This is a genomic window from Lentzea guizhouensis (genome assembly GCF_001701025.1).
In the GTDB taxonomy this organism is placed as follows: Bacteria; Actinomycetota; Actinomycetes; order Mycobacteriales; family Pseudonocardiaceae; genus Lentzea; species Lentzea guizhouensis.
Genome location: NZ_CP016793.1, coordinates 4,951,490 through 4,969,804 on the forward strand (window position 1 = coordinate 4,951,490; position 18,315 = coordinate 4,969,804).

Here is an 18,315-nt window from a genome sequence, read left to right on the forward strand (position 1 = left end):
GACGAGGCGCGCAAGGCGGCCGAGGACGCGCCCGGGCGGCGGTGGGCTCGCAGGACGCGGCCGGTGCCGCGCGGATGCTCGCCGACGAGGCGCAGCGGGCCGGGCAGTTCGCGATCGAGCGGATCGAGGAGATCGCCGAGAGCGTCTCGGCGGAACGGCGGCGGCGCGGCATGCCGACGTTCGAGATCACGCCGGGCGCGCCCGACGAGTTCCACCTCAGCTACTTCGGCGGGCCCGCGGTGCTCGACCAGGTGACGGTGTCGGTCGTGCCGGGCTCGCGGGTGCTCGGGCTGTCGGTCAACGACGAGCCGCCCGGCGAGCACGTGGAGGTCGGGCCGCTGCCCAACGGCGTCAGCGTGCCGTTCCGGGCGGCGACGGGACAGCGGGCCTCCGCCGTCTTCTCCGTCACCGCCCAGCCGTGGGAACCGGTCGTGGTGCGGGCCGACCCGTAGACCAGCGTCAGTAGACGGGGCCGGTGAACTTCTCACCGGGGCCCTGACCCGGCTCGTCCGGCACCACCGAGGCCTCGCGGAACGCGCGTTGCACCGACTGCAGGCCGTCCTTCAGCGGGGCGGCGTGCGGGCCGAGGTACTCCGAGGAGGCGGTGATGAGGCCCGCCAGCGCGGTGATCAGGCGGCGGGCCTCGTCGAGGTCGCGGCGCGGGGAGGAGTCGGGGTCCGGGTCCGCGAGGCCGAGGCGCTCGGCGGCGGCGGACAGCAGCATCACGGCCGCGCGGCTGATGACCTCGATGCTCGGGACGTCGCCCAGGTCACGGATGCTGTCTTCCAGCGGGTCAGTCACGTGGGACATTCAAGCAAGCGCGACTCGCCCGGCCTCGATTCGGGGGTTGACAACCGCGTCTGCTACTATTTCCGACGCGACCAGCTCCCGTTCATGCGGGAGCGGCAAGTGGAGCCCCGCTCCCACCCGCGATCACCGCTTCTTGAGGTGGCCGGGTCCGGTCCTCCTGGCAGCAGGGCACGCGGGTGCCCGCCGTTCAGGTTTGTGATCGGTCGGAAGCGGGCCCTGTCGTCATCGACGACGGGGCTCTTGTCTTTGGCGCAACCGAGTCTCAAAGGACGTGAATGACAAGTCCCTCGAACCGCGGTGCACCCGTCAGCACCGAGCCGCGCATCAACGACCGCATTCGGGTGCCGGAAGTTCGTCTGGTCGGGCCGAATGGTGAGCAGGTCGGGATCGTTCGCATCGAGGACGCGCTCCGACTCGCGCAGGAAGCGGATCTCGACCTCGTCGAGGTCGCCGCTCAGGCTCGCCCGCCGGTCTGCAAGCTCATGGACTACGGCAAGTTCAAGTACGAGACCGCGCAGAAGGCACGCGAGTCCCGTCGGAACCAGCAGCTGACGATCATCAAGGAGCAGAAGCTCCGGCCGAAGATCGACCCGCACGACTACCAGACGAAGAAGGGCCACGTGGCCCGCTTCCTCTCGCACGGGAACAAGGTCAAGGTGACCATCATGTTCCGCGGTCGCGAGCAGTCGCGCCCCGAGCTCGGCTACCGGTTGTTGCAGAAGCTGGCGGAGGACGTCGCGGAGCTGGGCTTCGTCGAGTCGAACCCCAAGCAGGACGGCCGCAACATGATCATGGTGTTGGCGCCGCACAAGAACATCAAGCCGCGTCCGGTCAAGCAGGAGCAGGACGGCGTCGTCGAAGCCGACGAAGCCCCCGAGGCCGCCGAGTAAGGACGCATGGCCGCCCCCGACCCGGTGGGTAGCACGAGACGAGGACGGAAATGCCGAAGAACAAGACGCACAAGGGCACCGCGAAGCGAGTTCGGGTGACCGGCAGCGGGAAGATCGTCCGTGAGAAGACGGGCAAGCGCCACCGCCTGGAGGTCAAGTCCAGCCGTGAGACGCGTCGCATGGCCGGCACGACCGTGGTCTCCCCGGCCGATGCTCCCCGCATGAAGAAGCTGCTCGGTCTCTGACCTGCTTCGACCCCCTAGCTAATTTCGGGGCGGCAGCACCAGTCCCTGGTGAGCACCGCCCCCTTGAGATCGACAGGATGGACCCGTGGCACGCGTCAAGCGGGCTGTGAACGCCCAGAAGAAGCGCCGTACCACCCTCGAGCTGGCCAGCGGTTACCGCGGGCAGCGCTCGAGGCTGTACCGCAAGGCCAAGGAGCAGGTGCTCCACTCGCTCAACTACGCGTACCGCGACCGGCGTGCGCGCAAGGGCGACTTCCGCAAGCTGTGGATCCAGCGGATCAACGCCGCTGCCCGCGCGAACGGGATGACCTACAACCGCCTCATCCAGGGCCTGCGCCTGGGCGGTGTCGAGGTCGACCGCAAGATCCTGGCCGACCTGGCCGTCCACGACGGGACCGCGTTCGCCGCCCTCGTCGAGATCGCCCGTGGCGCGCTCCCGGCCGACGTGAACGCCCCGGCCGGGGACAAGGCCTGAGCCAGCACGCACGCGCTCAACGACCCGAGGCAGCTCCGTTCACCGAACGGACGCCTCGGGTCGTTGCTGCTCGCCACCTCACCCGCCGCCAGGGCCGCGACAAGGCGGGCCGGTTCCTCGTCGAGGGCGCCCAAGCCGTGCGGGAAGCACTCGCCTGGAACCAGGGCGAGGTCCACGAGCTCTTCGTCACCGCCACCGCGGCCGACCGCAACCCCGAGCTGCTCCAGTCCGCGTCCGCCGCGGGCATCCGGATCAGCGAGGTGACCGACAAGGCCGCCGCGTCGTTGTCGGAGACCGTGACGCCCCAGGGCCTCGTCGCCGTGGTCGACGCCGTCCCGCAGCCCCTCGACCAGGCGCTGCGCGGCACCCCACGTCTCGTCGCGGTGCTGTACGGCGTCTCCGACCCCGGCAACGCCGGCACGGTCACCCGTGTCGCGGACGCCGCGGGAGCCGACGCGGTGATCTTCGCCGGTGACACCGTCGACCCGCACAACGGCAAGTGCGTGCGCGCCTCCACGGGCTCGCTCTTCCACCTGCCGATCGCCCGCTCGCGCGACGCGGACGAGGTCTTCGCCGCCTGTCGTGCCGCCGGGCTCAGGCTCGTCGCCGCCGACGGCTACGCGGAGCACGACCTCGTCGAAGCCTCGGCCAAGGGTGACCTGGTGCAGCCCACCGCGTGGGTGTTCGGCAGCGAGGCCCACGGCCTGCCCGACGACGTGGTCGCGAGGCTCGACACGTCGTTGAAGGTGCCGCTGTACGGCGCCGCCGAGAGCCTGAACCTGGCGACGGCCGCCGCGGTCTGCCTCTACGCCTCGGCCCGCGACCAGCGCGGCTGACGCGCGAAAACCGCTGGCGGTTCCCCGCGGTTTTCGTATCGTGTGCCGGGTGCGCGAACCCGAGATCGAACTCCTCTGCTCCCAGCTCGCCTCCTACTACGTCTTCCCCGACACGGCGATCGAGATCGCGACCGTCCTGCGCACCCGCCTCGCCGAGGGCGCTTACGCCGACGTGGACGACGAGCGGTTCGCCGCCCTCGTGACCGCGGACCTGCAGAAGGTCAACGGCGACAAGCACCTCCGGTTGTTGCACAGCCACGACGAGGTGCCGGAGAGCGACCAGGAGTCGGCCTGGGACCCGGTCGCCTACCGGCGTGAGGCCGAGCTCGACGCGTTCGGCATCACCCGCGTCGAACGCCTCGCCGGCAACGTCGGCCTGCTGAACCTCCGGCTGCTGCACGACGCCGAGGTCGCCACGCCCGCCATCACCGCCGCCATGAACCTCGTCGCCCACACCGACGCGTTGATCATCGACCTGCGCGACAACGGTGGCGGCGACCCGCACACGGTCGCGTTGATCTGCAGCTACCTGTTCGACGAGCCGGTGCACCTCAACGACATCTACAACCGCCCGGACGACACCACCCAGCAGTTCTGGACCCTGCCGCACGTGCCGGGCGCGCGGTTCGGCGGCACCAAGCCGGTCTTCGTGCTGACCAGCTCCCGCACCTTCTCCGGTGCCGAGGAGCTCAGCTACAACCTGCGGCAGAACAAGCGCGCCACCCTCATCGGTGAGACCACGAAGGGCGGCGCCCACCCCGGCGACCGCTACCGGGTCGGCCCGCACCTCAAGTCGTCGATCCCCAACGGCCGCGCGATCAACCCGATCTCCGGCACGAACTGGGAGGGCGTGGGCGTCGTCCCGCACGTCGAGGTGCCCGCCGACGAGGCGTTCGACGTCGCCTACCGCGAGTCCCTCACCCACGTCCTGACGCTCGGCTCCGACGGCCCTCGCCGCGCCATCCACGAAGCCGCCACCGCCGCCCTCGCCTCCGCTTGACCGCACGCGGGGCCCTTCCGTGCTCTCCTGGTGCACGAAAGCTCCCCGCGTGCACTCGACTCGGGTGCCACGCGGGGAGCTTTCGTACGACAGAAGCGGACGAGAGCGCCCCGCGTGCGACCGCTTCAAATGTCACGCGGGAGTCTTTCGTTTCCCTCAGGGGAACGAAAGGGCCCCGCGTGCGGTCAGCCGAGGCGGGTGGTGAGGGTGCGGATGAGGGGGTCGGTGCCGGGGGTTTTCTGCTGTGCCTGCAACGCGTCCGACAGGGCGGAGAGGACTTCGCCGACCAAGGAGTCGTCGGGGAGCAGGGAGGCGGCGCGGCGGGCCTCGGACTCGGAGCCCTCGGGGTCGCCGGCTTCCAGGAGGATCCGGGCCGAGCGGACGACCAGGAACGTGCGCCAGCCCTCTTCCGACAGGGACGCGGCGAGTGACTCCGCGTCGCGGTTGTGCTTGATGGCCAACGCGAACTCGCCGGCCTGGCCGTGCAGGAACGCCCGGATCGCGGCGATCTCGGCCTGGCGCCGGGTGACCTCGGTGAGGTCGTCCAGCGACGGCAGGAGCGCCTCGGCGTCCTCCAGCGCGGAACGGGTCTCCTTCACGGCCTCGCCGGGCAGCGCGGAGGCCAGCTCGATCAGCGAGCCGACGGCCTCGGAGACGTTGCCCTCCGACTGCCACAGCTCGGCGGCGGCGCGGTGCGAGGCCGTCGCCTCCTCGTGCTCCTCGGTCCGGTGCAGCACCGAGGCGAGCGCGTCGAGCAGGAACGCCCGGCGGCCGACCTCCTCCGGCGGCAGCAGGGACGCGGCCTCGCGCAGGTACTTCACGGCGGCGGGGAGCTCGTCGAGGGTGCGGCAGACCTGGCCCAGCCGGAACACCACCTGCAGCCGCAGGTCCTCCTGGCCCTCCTGCAGCAGGCGCAACGCCTCCTCCAGCACCTCGGCGGCCTCGACGAACCGGTCGGTCTGCACGTAGCCGCCCGACAGCGCGAAGCAGAAGTGCGCGGTGTGGCCGGGGGAGAGGTGCACCCGCGAGACCGCGACCGCCTCCCGCAGCTCGGCCAGGCAGGCGCCCTCCTGGTCCAGCTCCTGGATGGCCGCCACCTGGTACCAGCGCGCCTCGGCCGACTCCGGCAGCGGGAACGACGACACGAACGTCGCCGCGGTGGCCATCGCCTCCGGCACCCGGCGCAGCAGGGTCTCCAGGCGCAACCGCATCCGCAGGCCCTCGAAGCGGGCGTTCGGCGGCAGGTCACCGGCCAGCGCGGCCACGACGTCGGTGTACGCGCCGTCGAGGTCCTGTTGGTCCGCCTTGTGTTCCGCCGACTGCACGAGCACCCGGCCGCGCAGCTCCGCGACGTCCAAAGAGGACGCCAGCGCCAGCATCTCGCCGGCCTGGTCGTGCTGGTGGTCCTCGTCGAGCAGCTCCGACAACGACAGCGCGGCGATCGTCTTCGTGTAGTCCGTGGTCGCCTCGGCCAGGCAGCGCTCGGCGAGCTCGCGGCCGTTCTCCAGCTTGACGGCCATGCGGGCCTGGTAGCGCAACGCCATGTCGGCGGGCAGCGCGGTCAGGAACGCCTCGAAGGCCTCGGGGTCGAACGGCGTGATGCCGCTCGTCATCCGGCGGATCCCGGCGTGCGCGGCGAGGTCCGGTGGCAGCAGGGCGTCCATGTCCGCCGGCAACGAGTCGAGCATCCGGCGCGCCTGCACGAAGTCACCGCTCTCGTACAGCGCCACCATCTGGTTCGCGATGTCGACGGGGTCGCCGAAGACGACGGACTCCTCCGCCGGCTTCTCGGCGATCGCGGCCGGCACCGCCAGCGGCACGTGCGGGTAGTCCGCCTGCTCCAGCGCCCGCGTGACCCGCTCGGTCCACGCCGGGGTGCCGTTGCGCTCGTCGAACGCCTTGGCGAGCTCCACCGCGCGGGTCGACAACCGGTCGAGCAGCTCGGCGGCGGTCAGCGTGCCCACCGAGGGCACGTCGAACGACGTGTCGGCCGGAAGCCGTTGCAGCAGAACGGAAGCGCATTCGGCGAACGACAGCTCGTCGGCGGGCAGCTGGGTCGCGGTGACCTTGTGCAGCGTCCGGCGCAGGATCTCCTCGCCGCGGTCGGCGTTGCCGGTCAGCGCGCAGAACCGGATGTGCTCGTGCACGTACGAGGTGATCTCGTCGTCCTTGATCAACCGGTACGCGGTCGTGTGCGCGTGCGCGGCCTTCTCCAGGTCACCGATCTCCAGCAACGGCCACAGCAACGCCGAGAGGATCCCCTGCGGCTGCGTGGCACAACCCGTGTTGCCGGACAGGCCTTCCCAGCCGTGGCCCGCCGCCTCCGAGTGCCGGCCGAGCCGCGCGAGCATCCACACCTGCTCCTCGGTGACGCACGCGTCGCAGTCCGCCATCGGCCCGGACTCCGTGGCCAGGTACTTGCCGAGGTGCTCGCGCAACGCGTCCACGTCACCGACGTGGTAGGCGTACTCGGCACGGGCGCCGTGCACCGGCTGCACCGAGTACCCGAGCCTGCCGTAGCGGTCGGCGAGCTGCCCGATCACGGCCTGCAGCTGTGCCAGCGAGAACCGCGGGTCGCGCCGCAACCCGGTGGAGATCCACTTGTGCGCCCAGTCCAGCGAGTGGCGCTCGTAGTCGTTGAACGCCTCCGGGTCCTTCTCCTCCGCGCCCAGGCACCACGCGAACGGCGCGAGCATCAGGTCGTAGCGCGACAGGTAGTAGGCCGAGTCGATCATCGCGATCCGGCACGACACCCCGAGCGGCAGGTGGTCGAGCGCGTCGGACATCCGCGCCGCCCGCTCCAGGGCCTCGTGCTTCGGCATGCCCGTGGGCATGTTGTAGGCCTCCAGGAACGCGTTCTCCGCGTCCTCTCTGGTGAAGTCGGCCATGTGATCACTTACCCCCAACGGCGCGGTCGAGCAGTTCCAGGAACGAGCGGTTCAGCGCCGCCGTGTCCTTCGGTCGCATGGCCCGCCGCGCCTGCAGGACGGCGTGCACGTACAGAGATTCGAGCGTCAGCTCCACGAGTGACGGGTCGGTCAGCCGCGCGAGCCGCTGCACCAGCGGGTTGCGGCAGTTCAGCACCAGCTGCTCCGGCCGCCCCGAACCGGTGTCCGCGGTCAGCTGGCCCAGCAGCTCCGCCCACAGCGGGTCGGCGTCCGCGGCCGTCTGCTCGGTGTCGAGCTTGCGCTGCTGCTCCGCGTTGCTGATCAGCAACGCGGGCAACGAGACCGGGTCGAAGTCGCGGACCACCGCGTCGCAGTCGTGCCGGTCCAGCGCCGCGGCACCCTCGGCCAGCCGCAGCTTCAACGCCGCCTCGACCTCCGGCTCCGGATCGGCCAGCGCCGCCAGCAGCTCGCTCGGGGCGACCCGGCGGGCGACGGCGGGACCGTCCAGTGCGCTCAGCCGGTTCAGCAGCTCCATGTCGTAGGCGTAGCCGGCGTTGACCAGCCCGAGCCCCTGCGCCGCGGCGACCGGGGCGAGCTGGTGGAACTCGTCGACCTCGGGGATGTAGAGGATCGCGCCGTGCTTGCGCTTGAACTGCCGCAGCGGGATCGCGCCGTCCGTGGTCTCGAACGGCAGCCAGCGCTCCACCAGCCGCAGCATCTCGTCGTCGGAGCGGGCCAGCGACTTGATGCCGAGGTGGTGCGCGGCCAGCAGCTCACCCGCGCGGCGCGGCTCGATCGCGTCGAGCCGGATCAGCCAGTCGCGGATCTGCTCGCCCAGCTCCTCGCGCACCGCCAGCAGCATCTCGTCCTGGTACAACGACTCCCGCGACGCCGTGGGCCGGATCGCGGACGCGTCGACCACGCACCGCACGAAGTACGCCCAGTCCGGCAGCAGGCCCTCGACGTTGTCGCCGACCAGCATCCGCTTCAGGTAGACCCGGTGCGTCTGCCGCGTGCCGGGGTGCACGCCGGAGGGCAGCACGAACGCGACACCGGTCAGCCCGGCCGCCTCGACCTCGATCGGGATCGCCTCGAACGGCGTGAAGCCCAGCACCTGCTCGCAGTAAGCGGACAGATCGGCGTCCTCCCCGTCATCGGCACGGTCCCACGGTCGTTCACCGCGCGTGACGACATCGCCGTCCACCGTGACGACCGCGGGCAGCAGATCGCCGTAGTCGCTCACCAACGGCCGCACCACGTCGGCTTCCAGCCAGTGCTCGTTGCCGCGGGACGCCTGCAGCACCACCGTCGTGCCCACGGCGACACCGTCTGCAGCGTCTACTTCGGACACGGAGTAGTTGCCGGAAGAGTCGGCCTCCCACCGCACCGCCGAGCCACCGCGGGCCGACCGGGTGATCACCGTCACCGACGAGGCGACCAGGAAGCACGACAGCATGCCCACGCCGAACTGGCCCAGGAACCCCTCGCGCGCGAACCCCAGCTCGTCGCGCTTCGACGTGCGGCCCAGCGTGGACAGCAGCTCGTGCACCTCGGCCTCGGTGAGGCCCACACCGGTGTCGGTGATCGTCAGCGTGGAGCCGCAGGTGATCGTGACCTCGGCAGGGCACGACGGGTCCAGCTCGCGCCGCGCCGTGATCGCGTCCACGGCGTTCTGCAGCAGCTCACGCACGTAGACGCGGGGGCTGCTGTACAGGTGGTGGCTGAGCAGGTCGATGATGCCGCGCAGGTCGACGCGGAAGGTGTGCGACATGATGCCGCCCATCCTAGGGACGCGATCCCGACCGGCGCCGCCATTTATGAGGAACGGCTCGGGGCGGTCAAGTGGGCACCCACTAGGATCGGGGAGTTGATTACCGAGTCCGTGACGGGAGCTGTCCTACAACCATGTCCGGAGCCAACGACCCGTACGACCCCAAGCAGGTCGCGGCGCTGTCGGCCGAGCACCTCGACGCAGCCGTGCAGAAGGCGCGCGAGGCGTTCGCCGGAGCCGCCGACCTGGAGGCGCTGGCCGCGGTCAAGCCCGGCCACCTCGGCGACCGGTCGCCCGTGCTGCTGGCCCGCCGCGAGATCGGTGCACTGCCGCCCAAAGCGAAGGCCGACGCGGGCAAGCGGGTGAACGAGGCGCAGTCCGCGATCAAGGTCGCCTTCGACGAGCGCCACGCGGTGCTCGCCGTCGAGCGCGACGAGCGGGTGCTGCGCGAGGAGACTGTCGACGTCACGCTGCCGTGGGACCGCTTCCCGCGCGGCGCGCGCCACCCGATCACCACGCTCGCCGAGCGCATCGGTGACGTCTTCGTGGCCATGGGCTACGAGATCGCCGAGGGCCCCGAGCTCGAGACCGAGTGGTTCAACTTCGACGCGCTGAACTTCGGCAAGGACCACCCGGCGCGCTCGATGCAGGACACCTTCTACGTCGCGCCCGCCGACTCCGCGCTGGTGCTGCGCACGCACACCTCGCCGGTGCAGGCCCGCACGCTGCTCGACCGCGAGCTGCCGGTGTACGTGGTGTGCCCCGGCCGCACGTTCCGCACCGACGAGCTCGACGCGACCCACACCCCGGTGTTCCACCAGGTCGAGGGCCTCGCCGTGGACAAGGGCCTCACCATGGGCCACCTCAAGGGCACGCTCGACGCGTTCGCCCGCGCCATGTTCGGCGAGGACTCGCGCACCCGCCTGCGCCCGTCGTTCTTCCCCTTCACCGAGCCGTCGGCCGAGGTCGACGTGTGGTTCCCGGAGAAGAAGGGCGGCGCCGGCTGGGTCGAGTGGGGCGGCTGCGGCATGGTCAACCCCAACGTGCTGCGCGCCACCGGCGTCGACCCGGACGTCTACTCCGGCTTCGCGTTCGGCATGGGCCTCGAGCGGACGCTGCAGTTCCGCAACGGCCTGCCCGACATGCGCGACATGGTCGAGGGCGACGTCCGCTTCACCCAGCCTTTCGGAACGGAGGCCTGAGCCGGATGCGCATCCCGGTCAGCTGGCTGGTCGAACACCTCGGTTTCGACGAGATCCCCACCCCTGACGAGCTCGCCGAGGCGTTCGTGCGCATCGGCATCGAGGTCGAGGAGGTGAGCCCCCTCGGCCCCGTCACCGGCCCGATCGTCGCCGGTCGCGTCGTGGAGATCGAGGAGCTCACCGAGTTCAAGAAGCCGATCCGCTACTGCAAGGTCGAGGTCGGCCCGGAGCAGGTCAACAACATCATCTGCGGTGCGAACAACTTCGTCGAGGGCGACTCGGTCGTCGTCGCGCTGCCCGGTGCCGTGCTGCCCGGCGGTTTCACGATCTCCGCGCGCAAGACGTACGGCCGCACGTCCGAGGGCATGATCTGCGCCGCCGACGAGCTCGGCATCGGCGACGACCACTCCGGCATCCTCGTGCTGCCCTCGGGCACCGCGACGCCGGGTGACGACGCGCTGGAGCTGCTCGGCCTGGACGACACCGTCATCGAGGTCTCGCCGACGCCCGACCGCGGCTACGCGTTCTCGGTGCGCGGACTGGCCCGCGAGATCGCGTGCGCGCTGGACGTGCCGTTCGGCGACCCCGGTCTCGCCGAGATCCCGGAGCCGGAGGGCGAGGCCTGGCCGGTCCACATCGAGGACCGCACCGGCTGCTCGCGCTTCGTGGCCCGCCGGGTCACCGGTGTCGACCCGACCGCGCCCACGCCGTGGTGGATGCGCCGCCGCCTGATGCTGGCCGGCATGCGTTCCATCTCGCTGCCGGTCGACATCACCAACTACGTGATGCTCGAACTGGGCCAGCCGCTGCACGCGTTCGACGCGGCGGCAGTGCAGGGCCGCCTGGTCGTGCGCCGGGCCGCCGTCGGCGAGAAGCTCACGACGCTGGACGACGCGGTGCGTGCGTTGGACGTCGATGACATCGTCATCGCCGACGACTCCGGTGTCGTGTCACTGGCCGGTGTCATGGGTGGCGCGTCGACCGAGGTCCGCGACAGCTCCTCGGACATCCTGCTCGAGGCCGCGAACTGGGACCCGGCGTCCATCGCCCGCACGGTCCGCCGCCACAAGCTGCCGTCGGAGGCCGCCAAGCGCTTCGAGCGCACGGTGGACCCCGCGCTGGCGCCGGTGGCGCTGGAACGGGCCGCGAAGCTGCTGGTGCACTACGGCGACGGCGCCATCAAGCCGGGCCGCACCGACGTCGGCGCGGCCGTGCTGCCCGAGCCCGTGTCGATGCCGATCGACCTGCCCGACCGCGTCGCCGGCGTCCGCTACGCGCGTGGCGTGACGGCCCGTCGCCTCGGCCAGATCGGCTGCCAGGTCGCGGTGACCACCTCGGACGACGGTCAGACGATCGTCACCGCGACGCCGCCGCCGTGGCGTGCCGACCTCGTGCAGCCCGCCGACCTGGTGGAGGAGGTGCTGCGGCTGGAGGGCTACGACACGATCCCGTCCGTGCTGCCGCCCGCGCCCGCCGGTCGTGGCCTGACCGAGCAGCAGCGCCGCCGCCGCACGGTGTGGCGCACGCTGGCCGAGGACGGTTTCGTCGAGGTCAAGCCGTTCCCGTTCATCGACCCGTCGGTGTTCGACGCGTTCGGGCTGGCCGCGGATGACGTGCGGCGCAACACCGTGGGCGTGCTGAACCCGCTGGAGGCGGACAAGAACGCCCTCGCGACGACCCTGCTGCCGGGCCTGCTGGAGACGCTGCAGCGCAACCTGGCCCGTGGTGCCCGCGATGTCGCGCTCTACAACGTCGCCCAGGTGACGTTGCCGCGCGCGCAGCAGGTGCCGGTGCCGTCGCTGGGTGTCGACCGCCGTCCCACCGAGGCCGAGGTCGCCTCGATGCTGGCCGCGCTGCCGCAGCAGCCGCTGCACGTCGCGGGTGTCCTGACCGGCCACCGCGAACTGGCCGGCTGGTGGGGCAAGGGCCGCATCGCCGACTGGTCGGACGCCGTCGAGGCGGCTCGCCGGGTGGGCCAGGCGTACGGGGTGACCCTGCGGGTCGTGGCCTCGGACCTGCTGCCGTGGCACCCCGGCCGCTGCGCCGAGCTGCGCGTCGGCGACTGGCCGGTGGGTCACGCCGGCGAGCTGCACCCGAAGGTCGTCGAGGCGCTGGGCCTGCCCAAGCGCACGGTGGCGTTCGAGCTCGACCTCGACGCGCTGCCGCTGGACGACCACCGCCCGGCCCCGATGGTGTCGCCGTACCCGCCCGTGCTGCTGGACGTGGCACTGGTCGTCGACGCCTCCGTGCCGGTGCAGTCGGTGTCGGAGGTCCTGCGTGCCTCCGCCGGTGAGCTGCTGGAGGACATCCGGTTGTTCGACGTCTACACGGGCGAGCAGGTGGGCGAGGGCAAGAAGTCGCTCGCGTACTCGTTGCGCTTCCGTGCCGCCGACCGCACGCTGACGGTGGAGGAGGCGACCGCGGCCCGCGACGCCGCCGTTGCCGCTGCCGGTGAGCGGGTGGGCGCAGCACTGCGCGCCTGATCGGTTGTGCTTGGTGAAGCCCGAGGTTCTTCGGAGCCTCGGGCTTTTCCGCGTCATCGGGCCCGATACCTCCGGAATCGGCACGACCCGAGACGTGAAAGCGAGCATCCGTCAGGTGCAGGTGTGCGCGACGGCCGGGACGCACTGGGCCAGCACGGCGATTGTTCGAAGCTGTACGTAGAAGTTCACTCGATCGACTGAGTCTCGTAGATCCGGATTTGGATCAAATCAGCAGGTGGTAGCCCTGTGTAGCTGTCAAGGTGCCAAAGTCCCTCATTACACAGGAAAATCGGCGCCCGTCAGACGCTTGCGCGGTACGTGAAGATTCTCCAAGATTGGCGGCGCGGCCCGCTGGGCCGAGGGGCGAAGCGATGAACCACCGGGCGAGTTGGTCGCCGGTCCGGTGGGGAGCTAGAGGCGAACCCACCGCCTGGAGCAACAACTCTGGAGAGTTGCGCCATGCGTAGTCTGGGTCCTCGCCTGGAGATCGCCGTCTCGCTGACGATCCTCATGGTCGGTGCGGCCGTCGTGGCGGCCATGCACCTGACGTGGCCCGAGCCGCAGGCTCCGGCGATGGCCTACTCGGTGAGCAGCGGCGAGTCCGGCATGCAGCAGCTGAAGCCGTTCGAGATCAACGACATCTCCGGCGCGCCGGTCGAGCTCACGCCCGGTGCCGAGGGCGAGCGCACGGTGCGGCTGTCGAACCCCAACGCCGTCGGCATCATCGTCGAGAGCCTGTCCGCGGTGCCGGGCCAGCCGCTGGACGCCACGCAGCAGCGCGTCGCGGGGTGTCCCGCCGGGGTGCTGACCGTCGTGCCGCTGACCGCGATCGTGGAGATCCCGGCAGGGGGAGCGGTCGAGGTCACCATGAAGGTCCAGGTGGCGGCCGACGTGCCGGCCGCGTGTGCCGAGCTGGTCTTCCCGCTCACCTACTCCGGCCGCGCGAAGCACGGCTGACCAACCGCTCGCGGGCGGCCGGCCACTCGGCCGCCAGCACGGAGTGGACGACCGTGTCGCACTGGGTGCCGTCCGGCCTGGTCAGGTGGGACCGCAGCACGCCGTCCCGCGCAGCGCCGAGCTTCTCGATCGCCCGCTGCGACGGCACGTTCGAAGCGTCCGTGTACCAGGCGACGCGCAGCACGCCGCGCGCCTCGAACGCCTCGGTCAGCAACAGCAGCTCGGTCTCGGGGTTGATCGCGGTGCCGTGCCAGTCGCTGCCGATCACCGTGTAGCCGATCGCCAGCCTGCGGTGTTCCGGCACGACCTCGTAGAACGACGTCGTGCCCACCACCCGGCCGCTGCCGTTCTCGATCTGCGCGAACGGCTCCCGCGTCAGCACCGCGTCGGCGATCCACTGCCGCATCTCGTCGACGTCGCGGGGCTGGTCGCCCGGCAGCCACCTCCACAGGTCCGGATCGCGGGTGACCTCGAACAGGCCCTCGGCGTGCGCCGGCGTCAGCGGTTCCAGCCGCACGTGATCCCACCTCATGTGGTCGACCCTAGAGGTGTTTCAGAGCCTCCCGCCGCGACAACGGCGACAGCCCCGGCCGCGCCTGCACGAATGCCCGCACCCACCCCGGCTCGGTCTTCGCGTACTCGCGCAGCGCCCATCCGATCCCCTTGCGCAGGAAGAAGTCCGGGTCGTCCAGGTTGGCGTCGACGCACACCGCCAACAGCTCGTCGTCCGTGGCGCCCTTGAACCCGAGCTGGCAGATCACCGACGTCCGCCGCCGCCACCGGTCCCCGTCCGTCGACCACTTCAGCATCAACGGCCGGACCACCTCGGGGGACGAACGCAGCAACGGGCCGACCCGCTTCGACGCGATCTCGTCGACGTAGTCCCACCACGCGCCGGTGACGATCATCTCGTCGAACCACGGCATGAGGTCGACGGAGAGAAATCGTTTGTCCCCGCTCAATGACAGTGCGACATACCGTTCCTCGCGATAGCGGGCCTCGCGCCACAACGTCTGCACGGCGTCGAGCCAAACGTTCCGGTCGTCGATTCGCGGCAACGTCTTCAGCAACGCCACCCGGCCCGGCTTCTGCACACCGAGGAACGGCATGTCCGACTTCATGTACGCCTGCATCTCCGGTGCCTTGACCGGGTCCGCCAGCTCGGCCAGCCCGGTCCGCACGGCGTCGACCAACGCCTCTCCAGCAGTCACGCCAGCACTGTACGACCGGAGCCCCACTTGCGCTGACGTTCATCCGATCGCCTGAAAGATGACGGTCAATCGGCTTACAGATGTCGAATTCCGCGGAGCAAATAGCGGCACCAAGCTAACGAAAACGCAAAACATCTCCGGCGCGCCCCTCACTGTGAACAACAAACACATGTGCGGCCACTACAGTTCGCGTTCATGCGCGTGCTGATGGTTGTGGTGGCGCTCGTGCTCGGCAGCATGAGCGCCACCAAGGCGGAATCGGCGGATTTCCTCGATCTGCCGCTGCTCAACGGAAACGGTGAGCAGAGCGGTGGCGTGCACCCGGACCTGCCGGCCGACCGGGTCGTGCTGGAGCGCGCGCTCGACTCCGCCCGTGCCAGGGGCCTGCACCCGACCCGCTACCGGGCGCTGCTGTGGCAGTACTGGGTCGTCCGCGCCGCTGACGACGCCGGTGTGAACCTCGCCGACTGGGACCCGCGGCGCAGCGCCGAGCACAACCGCCCGATCATCTTCGCCGTCTACGACTTCTACGCCCGCCTCTACCTCGCCCATCCCGACGAGCTGCGGTGGATGGGGTTCGCGAACATCGGCGCGCCCGCGTTCGCCGCCGGCATGCTCGACCTCGGCACGCTGCCGGAGTTCCGGTACTTCTCCTCGATGCTGATGTCGATGCAGAAGCACATCTTCATGGACCTCGGCGCCATGCACGCCGCCTACCTGAGCGGCGGCACCGCGGCCGTGGAGGAGATGCGCGACGCCGGGATCATCGACGCCGCCACCACCGCGGCCTGGGCCGACCCGGCGCGGGCGGTGCTGGCGTTCTCCAACCGCGAGCAGAACGTGGTGATCCCCGACCAGTTCGACCGGATGCGCGGCCGCCTGCTGCCGCCGGGCGAGATCGTCACCTACGCGATGACGGTGGCCGGGCCGATGCCGGTACCGGGCGCCAAGACGCCGGCGCGGTACCGGCCGCTGCTGTGCGCCCCGTTGCCCGCGTTCAACTACGCGGACCGCCACGCCCGCTGGGACTTCCTCAGCAACGACACCGTGCCCGCCTACGAACGCCTGACGCCGGAGACCGTGCGCGGCATCGTCACCCGCCCGTTCGGCGAGCGCGTGGCCGAGTACCGGGCGGCGGCGCGGTTGCTCGACCTGATCTTCAAGGCTCCGGCCACCGCCGCGGCGTGCGGCCTGTCGCTGCTGACCGGCTGAGGATCACGAACGCCGCAGCTCGTCGAGCACCGCCAGCCGGTCCTCGGCGAGGATGCGGCGGGTGGTGACGCGGTCGGGGTGGTGCCAGCCGCCGGCGGTGATCTCCTCGCCGGAGGCGATGTACCCGGCGTAGGTCAGGTCGCTGACGAGGCGGGACTTCTCGTCCAGCGACAGGCCGTGGAAGAACCCTCCTGCCGGCGGCCATGGCCTCCGTCGCCCACGGGTTCATCTTTCGTTCAGGGGTGGAATCGGACTCGTCTTAGTAGGCTGCCGACCATGACGTCGTACGACTACGACCTGATCGTCATCGGCTCCGGTCCTGGTGGCCAGAAGGCGGCGATCGCGGGTGCGAAACTGGGCAAGCGCGTAGCGATCATCGACAGGCAGGAGATGGTCGGCGGCGTCTGCGCGAACACGGGCACGATCCCGTCGAAGACGCTGCGCGAAGCCGTGATGTTCCTGACCGGCATGAGCCAGCGCGAGCTCTACGGCGCGAGCTACCGGGTCAAGCAGGACATCACGATCTCCGACCTGATGGCGCGCACCCAGCACGTGATCGGGCGCGAGGTCCAGGTCGTGCGGGCGCAGCTGCACCGCAACGGCATCGACCTGCTCAACGGGCTCGGCCGGTTCGTGGACGCGCACACCGTTGCGGTGGAAGGAAGTCATCGTGGCGACCACACCAGGATCACCGGCGAGTACATCGTCATCGCCACCGGCACGACGCCCGCGCGTCCGTCCGCCGTGGACTTCGACGAGGAGCGGATCCTCGACTCCGACGAGGTCTTCGCGCTGACCGAGATCCCGTCGTCGCTGGTCGTGGTCGGCGCCGGCGTGATCGGCATCGAGTACGCGTCGATGTTCGCCGCGCTCGGCACCCGTGTCACGGTCGTCGAGCAGCGCGAGAAGATGCTGGACTTCTGCGACCCGGAGATCGTGGAGTCGCTGAAGTTCCACCTGCGCGACCAGGCCGTCACGTTCCGGTTCGACGAGAAGGTCGTCGACGTCTCGGTGTCGGACTCCGGCACGATCACGACGCTGGCCTCCGGCAAGCGGATCCCGGCCGCCGCCGTCATGTACTCGGCGGGCCGGCAGGGCTGCACCGAGAAGCTCGACCTCGCCGCCGCGGGCCTGGAGGCCGACCGCCGCGGCCGGCTGTCCGTCGACGAGCACTACCGCACGCCGGTCGAGCACATCTACGCCGTGGGCGACGTGATCGGCTTCCCGGCGCTCGCGGCGACGTCGATGGACCAGGGCCGGCTGGCCGCCTACCACGCGTTCGGCGAGCCGGTGCACGAGCTGACGGGGCTGCAGCCGATCGGCATCTACACGATCCCGGAGATCTCCTACTGCGGCGCCACGGAAGCCGAGCTGACCTCGTCCGCCGTGCCCTACGAGGTCGGCATCTCCCGCTACCGCGAGCTCGCCCGCGGCCAGATCGTCGGTGACGCGTACGGCATGCTGAAGCTGCTGGTGTCCACTGTGGACCGAAAGATCCTCGGCGTGCACGTGTTCGGCACGGGTGCGACCGACCTGGTCCACATCGGCCAGGCCGTGATGGGCTGCGGTGGCACGGTCGACTACCTCGTCGACACGGTGTTCAACTACCCGACGCTGTCCGAGGCGTACAAGGTGGCGGCGCTCGACGCGACGAACAAGATCCGCGCGTTGGACAGGTTCAGCAACCTCTAAGTGGTGAGCCCGGCCTCATGGGCCACGATGGCGGCCTGCACGCGGTTGGCGCAGTCGAGCTTGGGCAGGATCCGGCTGATGTGCGCCTTCACCGTGCCGGTCGCCATGTACAGCTGCTCGCCGATCTCGGTGTTGGACAGCCCGGACCCGACGAGCTTCAGCACCTCCCGCTCGGTCTCGGTGAGCGCGTCGATCTTGCGGCGCGCCTCCGAGCTGTTGTCCGGTGCGGTGAGGTGCCGTTCGATCAGGCGTTTGGTGATCTGCGGGGCGAGGATCGGCTCGCCGGCCGCCGCCTTGCGCACGGCGTTGATCAGCTCCTGCGGCGGGGTGTCCTTGAGCAGGAAGCCGGTCGCGCCGACCTTCAGCGCCTGGGCCACGTAGGAGTCCTCGCCGAACGTCGTGAGCATGACGACGTTGGCGGTCGGCGCGATCTGCTCGGCGGCCTTGAGGCCGTCGCCGCCGGGCATGCGGATGTCCAGCAGCACCACGTCCACCTGGTGCGCGCGGGCGTGCTCGACGGCCTGCTTGCCGTCGCTCGCCTCGGCCACCACGGTGATCTCCGGGTCGTTCTCCAGGATCAACCGGATGCCGGCGCGCATCAACGTCTCGTCGTCGGCGATGAGGACTCGGATCACGCGGCACA

At 70.5% G+C, this 18,315-nt stretch carries 17 protein-coding genes; 11 read left to right on the forward strand and 6 right to left on the reverse strand.

All coding sequences use genetic code 11. The annotated features are described in order from the left end of the window. Positions 1–41 precede the first annotated feature (41 nt). Positions 42–452, forward strand: a complete 411-nt coding sequence (locus tag BBK82_RS24495) for a hypothetical protein (protein ID WP_065917099.1) — start codon at positions 42–44, stop codon at positions 450–452. A 7-nt stretch (positions 453–459) separates the two neighbouring features. Here BBK82_RS24495 and BBK82_RS24500 read toward each other — a convergent pair whose 3' ends face one another. Beyond that, positions 460–810 carry a DUF1844 domain-containing protein gene (locus BBK82_RS24500; protein WP_065917100.1) on the reverse strand — a complete coding sequence of 117 codons (351 nt, stop codon included), beginning with the start codon at positions 808–810 and terminating at the stop codon, positions 460–462. 275 nt (positions 811–1,085) lie between these two features. On the opposite strand from BBK82_RS24500, the gene infC reads away from it, so the two are divergent. The 5 genes from infC (at position 1,086) to BBK82_RS24525 (ending at position 4,256) form a co-directional block, all read left to right on the forward strand. Then, the gene (gene infC / locus BBK82_RS24505; protein WP_065917101.1) at positions 1,086–1,700 is read left to right on the forward strand and encodes a translation initiation factor IF-3; all 615 of its coding nucleotides are present in this window, start codon (positions 1,086–1,088) and stop codon (positions 1,698–1,700) included. A gap of 50 nt (positions 1,701–1,750) precedes the next feature. After that, a complete protein-coding gene (gene rpmI / locus BBK82_RS24510) occupies positions 1,751–1,945 on the forward strand; it encodes a 50S ribosomal protein L35 (RefSeq protein WP_065917102.1) in 195 nt (64 codons plus the stop codon). A gap of 85 nt (positions 1,946–2,030) precedes the next feature. Beyond that, on the forward strand, positions 2,031–2,420 hold the full coding sequence (gene rplT / locus BBK82_RS24515; protein ID WP_065917103.1) for a 50S ribosomal protein L20: 390 nt from the start codon (positions 2,031–2,033) through the stop codon (positions 2,418–2,420). Continuing rightward, entirely contained in the window at positions 2,417–3,256 is an 840-nt protein-coding gene (locus BBK82_RS24520) for a TrmH family RNA methyltransferase (protein WP_071812875.1), read from the forward strand. The genes rplT and BBK82_RS24520 overlap by 4 nt, the downstream gene beginning before the upstream one ends. Positions 3,257–3,305: 49 nt before the next feature. Further along, the gene (locus BBK82_RS24525; RefSeq protein ID WP_154697471.1) at positions 3,306–4,256 is read left to right on the forward strand and encodes a S41 family peptidase; all 951 of its coding nucleotides are present in this window, start codon (positions 3,306–3,308) and stop codon (positions 4,254–4,256) included. Between the two features lie 185 nt (positions 4,257–4,441). Here the strand turns inward: BBK82_RS24525 and BBK82_RS24530 are convergent, their stop codons facing one another. After that, positions 4,442–7,144 carry a tetratricopeptide repeat protein gene (locus tag BBK82_RS24530; RefSeq protein WP_065917106.1) on the reverse strand — a complete coding sequence of 901 codons (2,703 nt, stop codon included), beginning with the start codon at positions 7,142–7,144 and terminating at the stop codon, positions 4,442–4,444. Positions 7,145–7,148: 4 nt separating this feature from the next. Continuing rightward, positions 7,149–8,927, reverse strand: coding sequence for an HSP90 family protein (locus BBK82_RS24535; protein ID WP_237048354.1), 1,779 nt, complete (start codon positions 8,925–8,927; stop codon positions 7,149–7,151). Positions 8,928–9,049: 122 nt separating this feature from the next. On the opposite strand from BBK82_RS24535, the gene pheS reads away from it, so the two are divergent. The 3 genes from pheS to BBK82_RS24550 all read left to right on the forward strand — a co-directional run bounded on the left by pheS (position 9,050) and on the right by BBK82_RS24550 (position 13,557). Next, positions 9,050–10,117, forward strand: a complete 1,068-nt coding sequence (gene pheS, locus BBK82_RS24540; protein ID WP_065917107.1) for a phenylalanine--tRNA ligase subunit alpha — start codon at positions 9,050–9,052, stop codon at positions 10,115–10,117. A gap of 5 nt (positions 10,118–10,122) precedes the next feature. After that, positions 10,123–12,600 carry a phenylalanine--tRNA ligase subunit beta gene (gene pheT / locus BBK82_RS24545; protein ID WP_065917108.1) on the forward strand — a complete coding sequence of 826 codons (2,478 nt, stop codon included), beginning with the start codon at positions 10,123–10,125 and terminating at the stop codon, positions 12,598–12,600. Between the two features lie 459 nt (positions 12,601–13,059). After that, on the forward strand, positions 13,060–13,557 hold the full coding sequence (locus BBK82_RS24550; RefSeq protein WP_065917109.1) for a hypothetical protein: 498 nt from the start codon (positions 13,060–13,062) through the stop codon (positions 13,555–13,557). Here the strand turns inward: BBK82_RS24550 and BBK82_RS24555 are convergent. After that, positions 13,526–14,089, reverse strand: coding sequence for a GNAT family N-acetyltransferase (locus BBK82_RS24555; RefSeq protein WP_065917110.1), 564 nt, complete (start codon positions 14,087–14,089; stop codon positions 13,526–13,528). The genes BBK82_RS24550 and BBK82_RS24555 overlap by 32 nt on opposite strands. Before the next feature lie 10 nt (positions 14,090–14,099). Next, the gene (locus tag BBK82_RS24560) at positions 14,100–14,768 is read right to left on the reverse strand and encodes a DNA alkylation repair protein (protein ID WP_065921322.1); all 669 of its coding nucleotides are present in this window, start codon (positions 14,766–14,768) and stop codon (positions 14,100–14,102) included. Between the two features lie 195 nt (positions 14,769–14,963). Here BBK82_RS24560 and BBK82_RS24565 point away from each other — a divergent pair, with 195 nt between their 5' ends. Together BBK82_RS24565 and sthA are read left to right on the forward strand one after the other, a co-directional pair. After that, the gene (locus tag BBK82_RS24565) at positions 14,964–15,980 is read left to right on the forward strand and encodes a hypothetical protein (RefSeq protein WP_065917111.1); all 1,017 of its coding nucleotides are present in this window, start codon (positions 14,964–14,966) and stop codon (positions 15,978–15,980) included. 276 nt (positions 15,981–16,256) lie between these two features. After that, the gene (gene sthA, locus BBK82_RS24570; protein WP_065917112.1) at positions 16,257–17,672 is read left to right on the forward strand and encodes a Si-specific NAD(P)(+) transhydrogenase; all 1,416 of its coding nucleotides are present in this window, start codon (positions 16,257–16,259) and stop codon (positions 17,670–17,672) included. Here sthA and BBK82_RS24575 read toward each other — a convergent pair. Beyond that, positions 17,669–18,307, reverse strand: a complete 639-nt coding sequence (locus tag BBK82_RS24575; RefSeq protein ID WP_071812876.1) for a response regulator — start codon at positions 18,305–18,307, stop codon at positions 17,669–17,671. The genes sthA and BBK82_RS24575 overlap by 4 nt on opposite strands. Positions 18,308–18,315 lie beyond the last annotated feature (8 nt).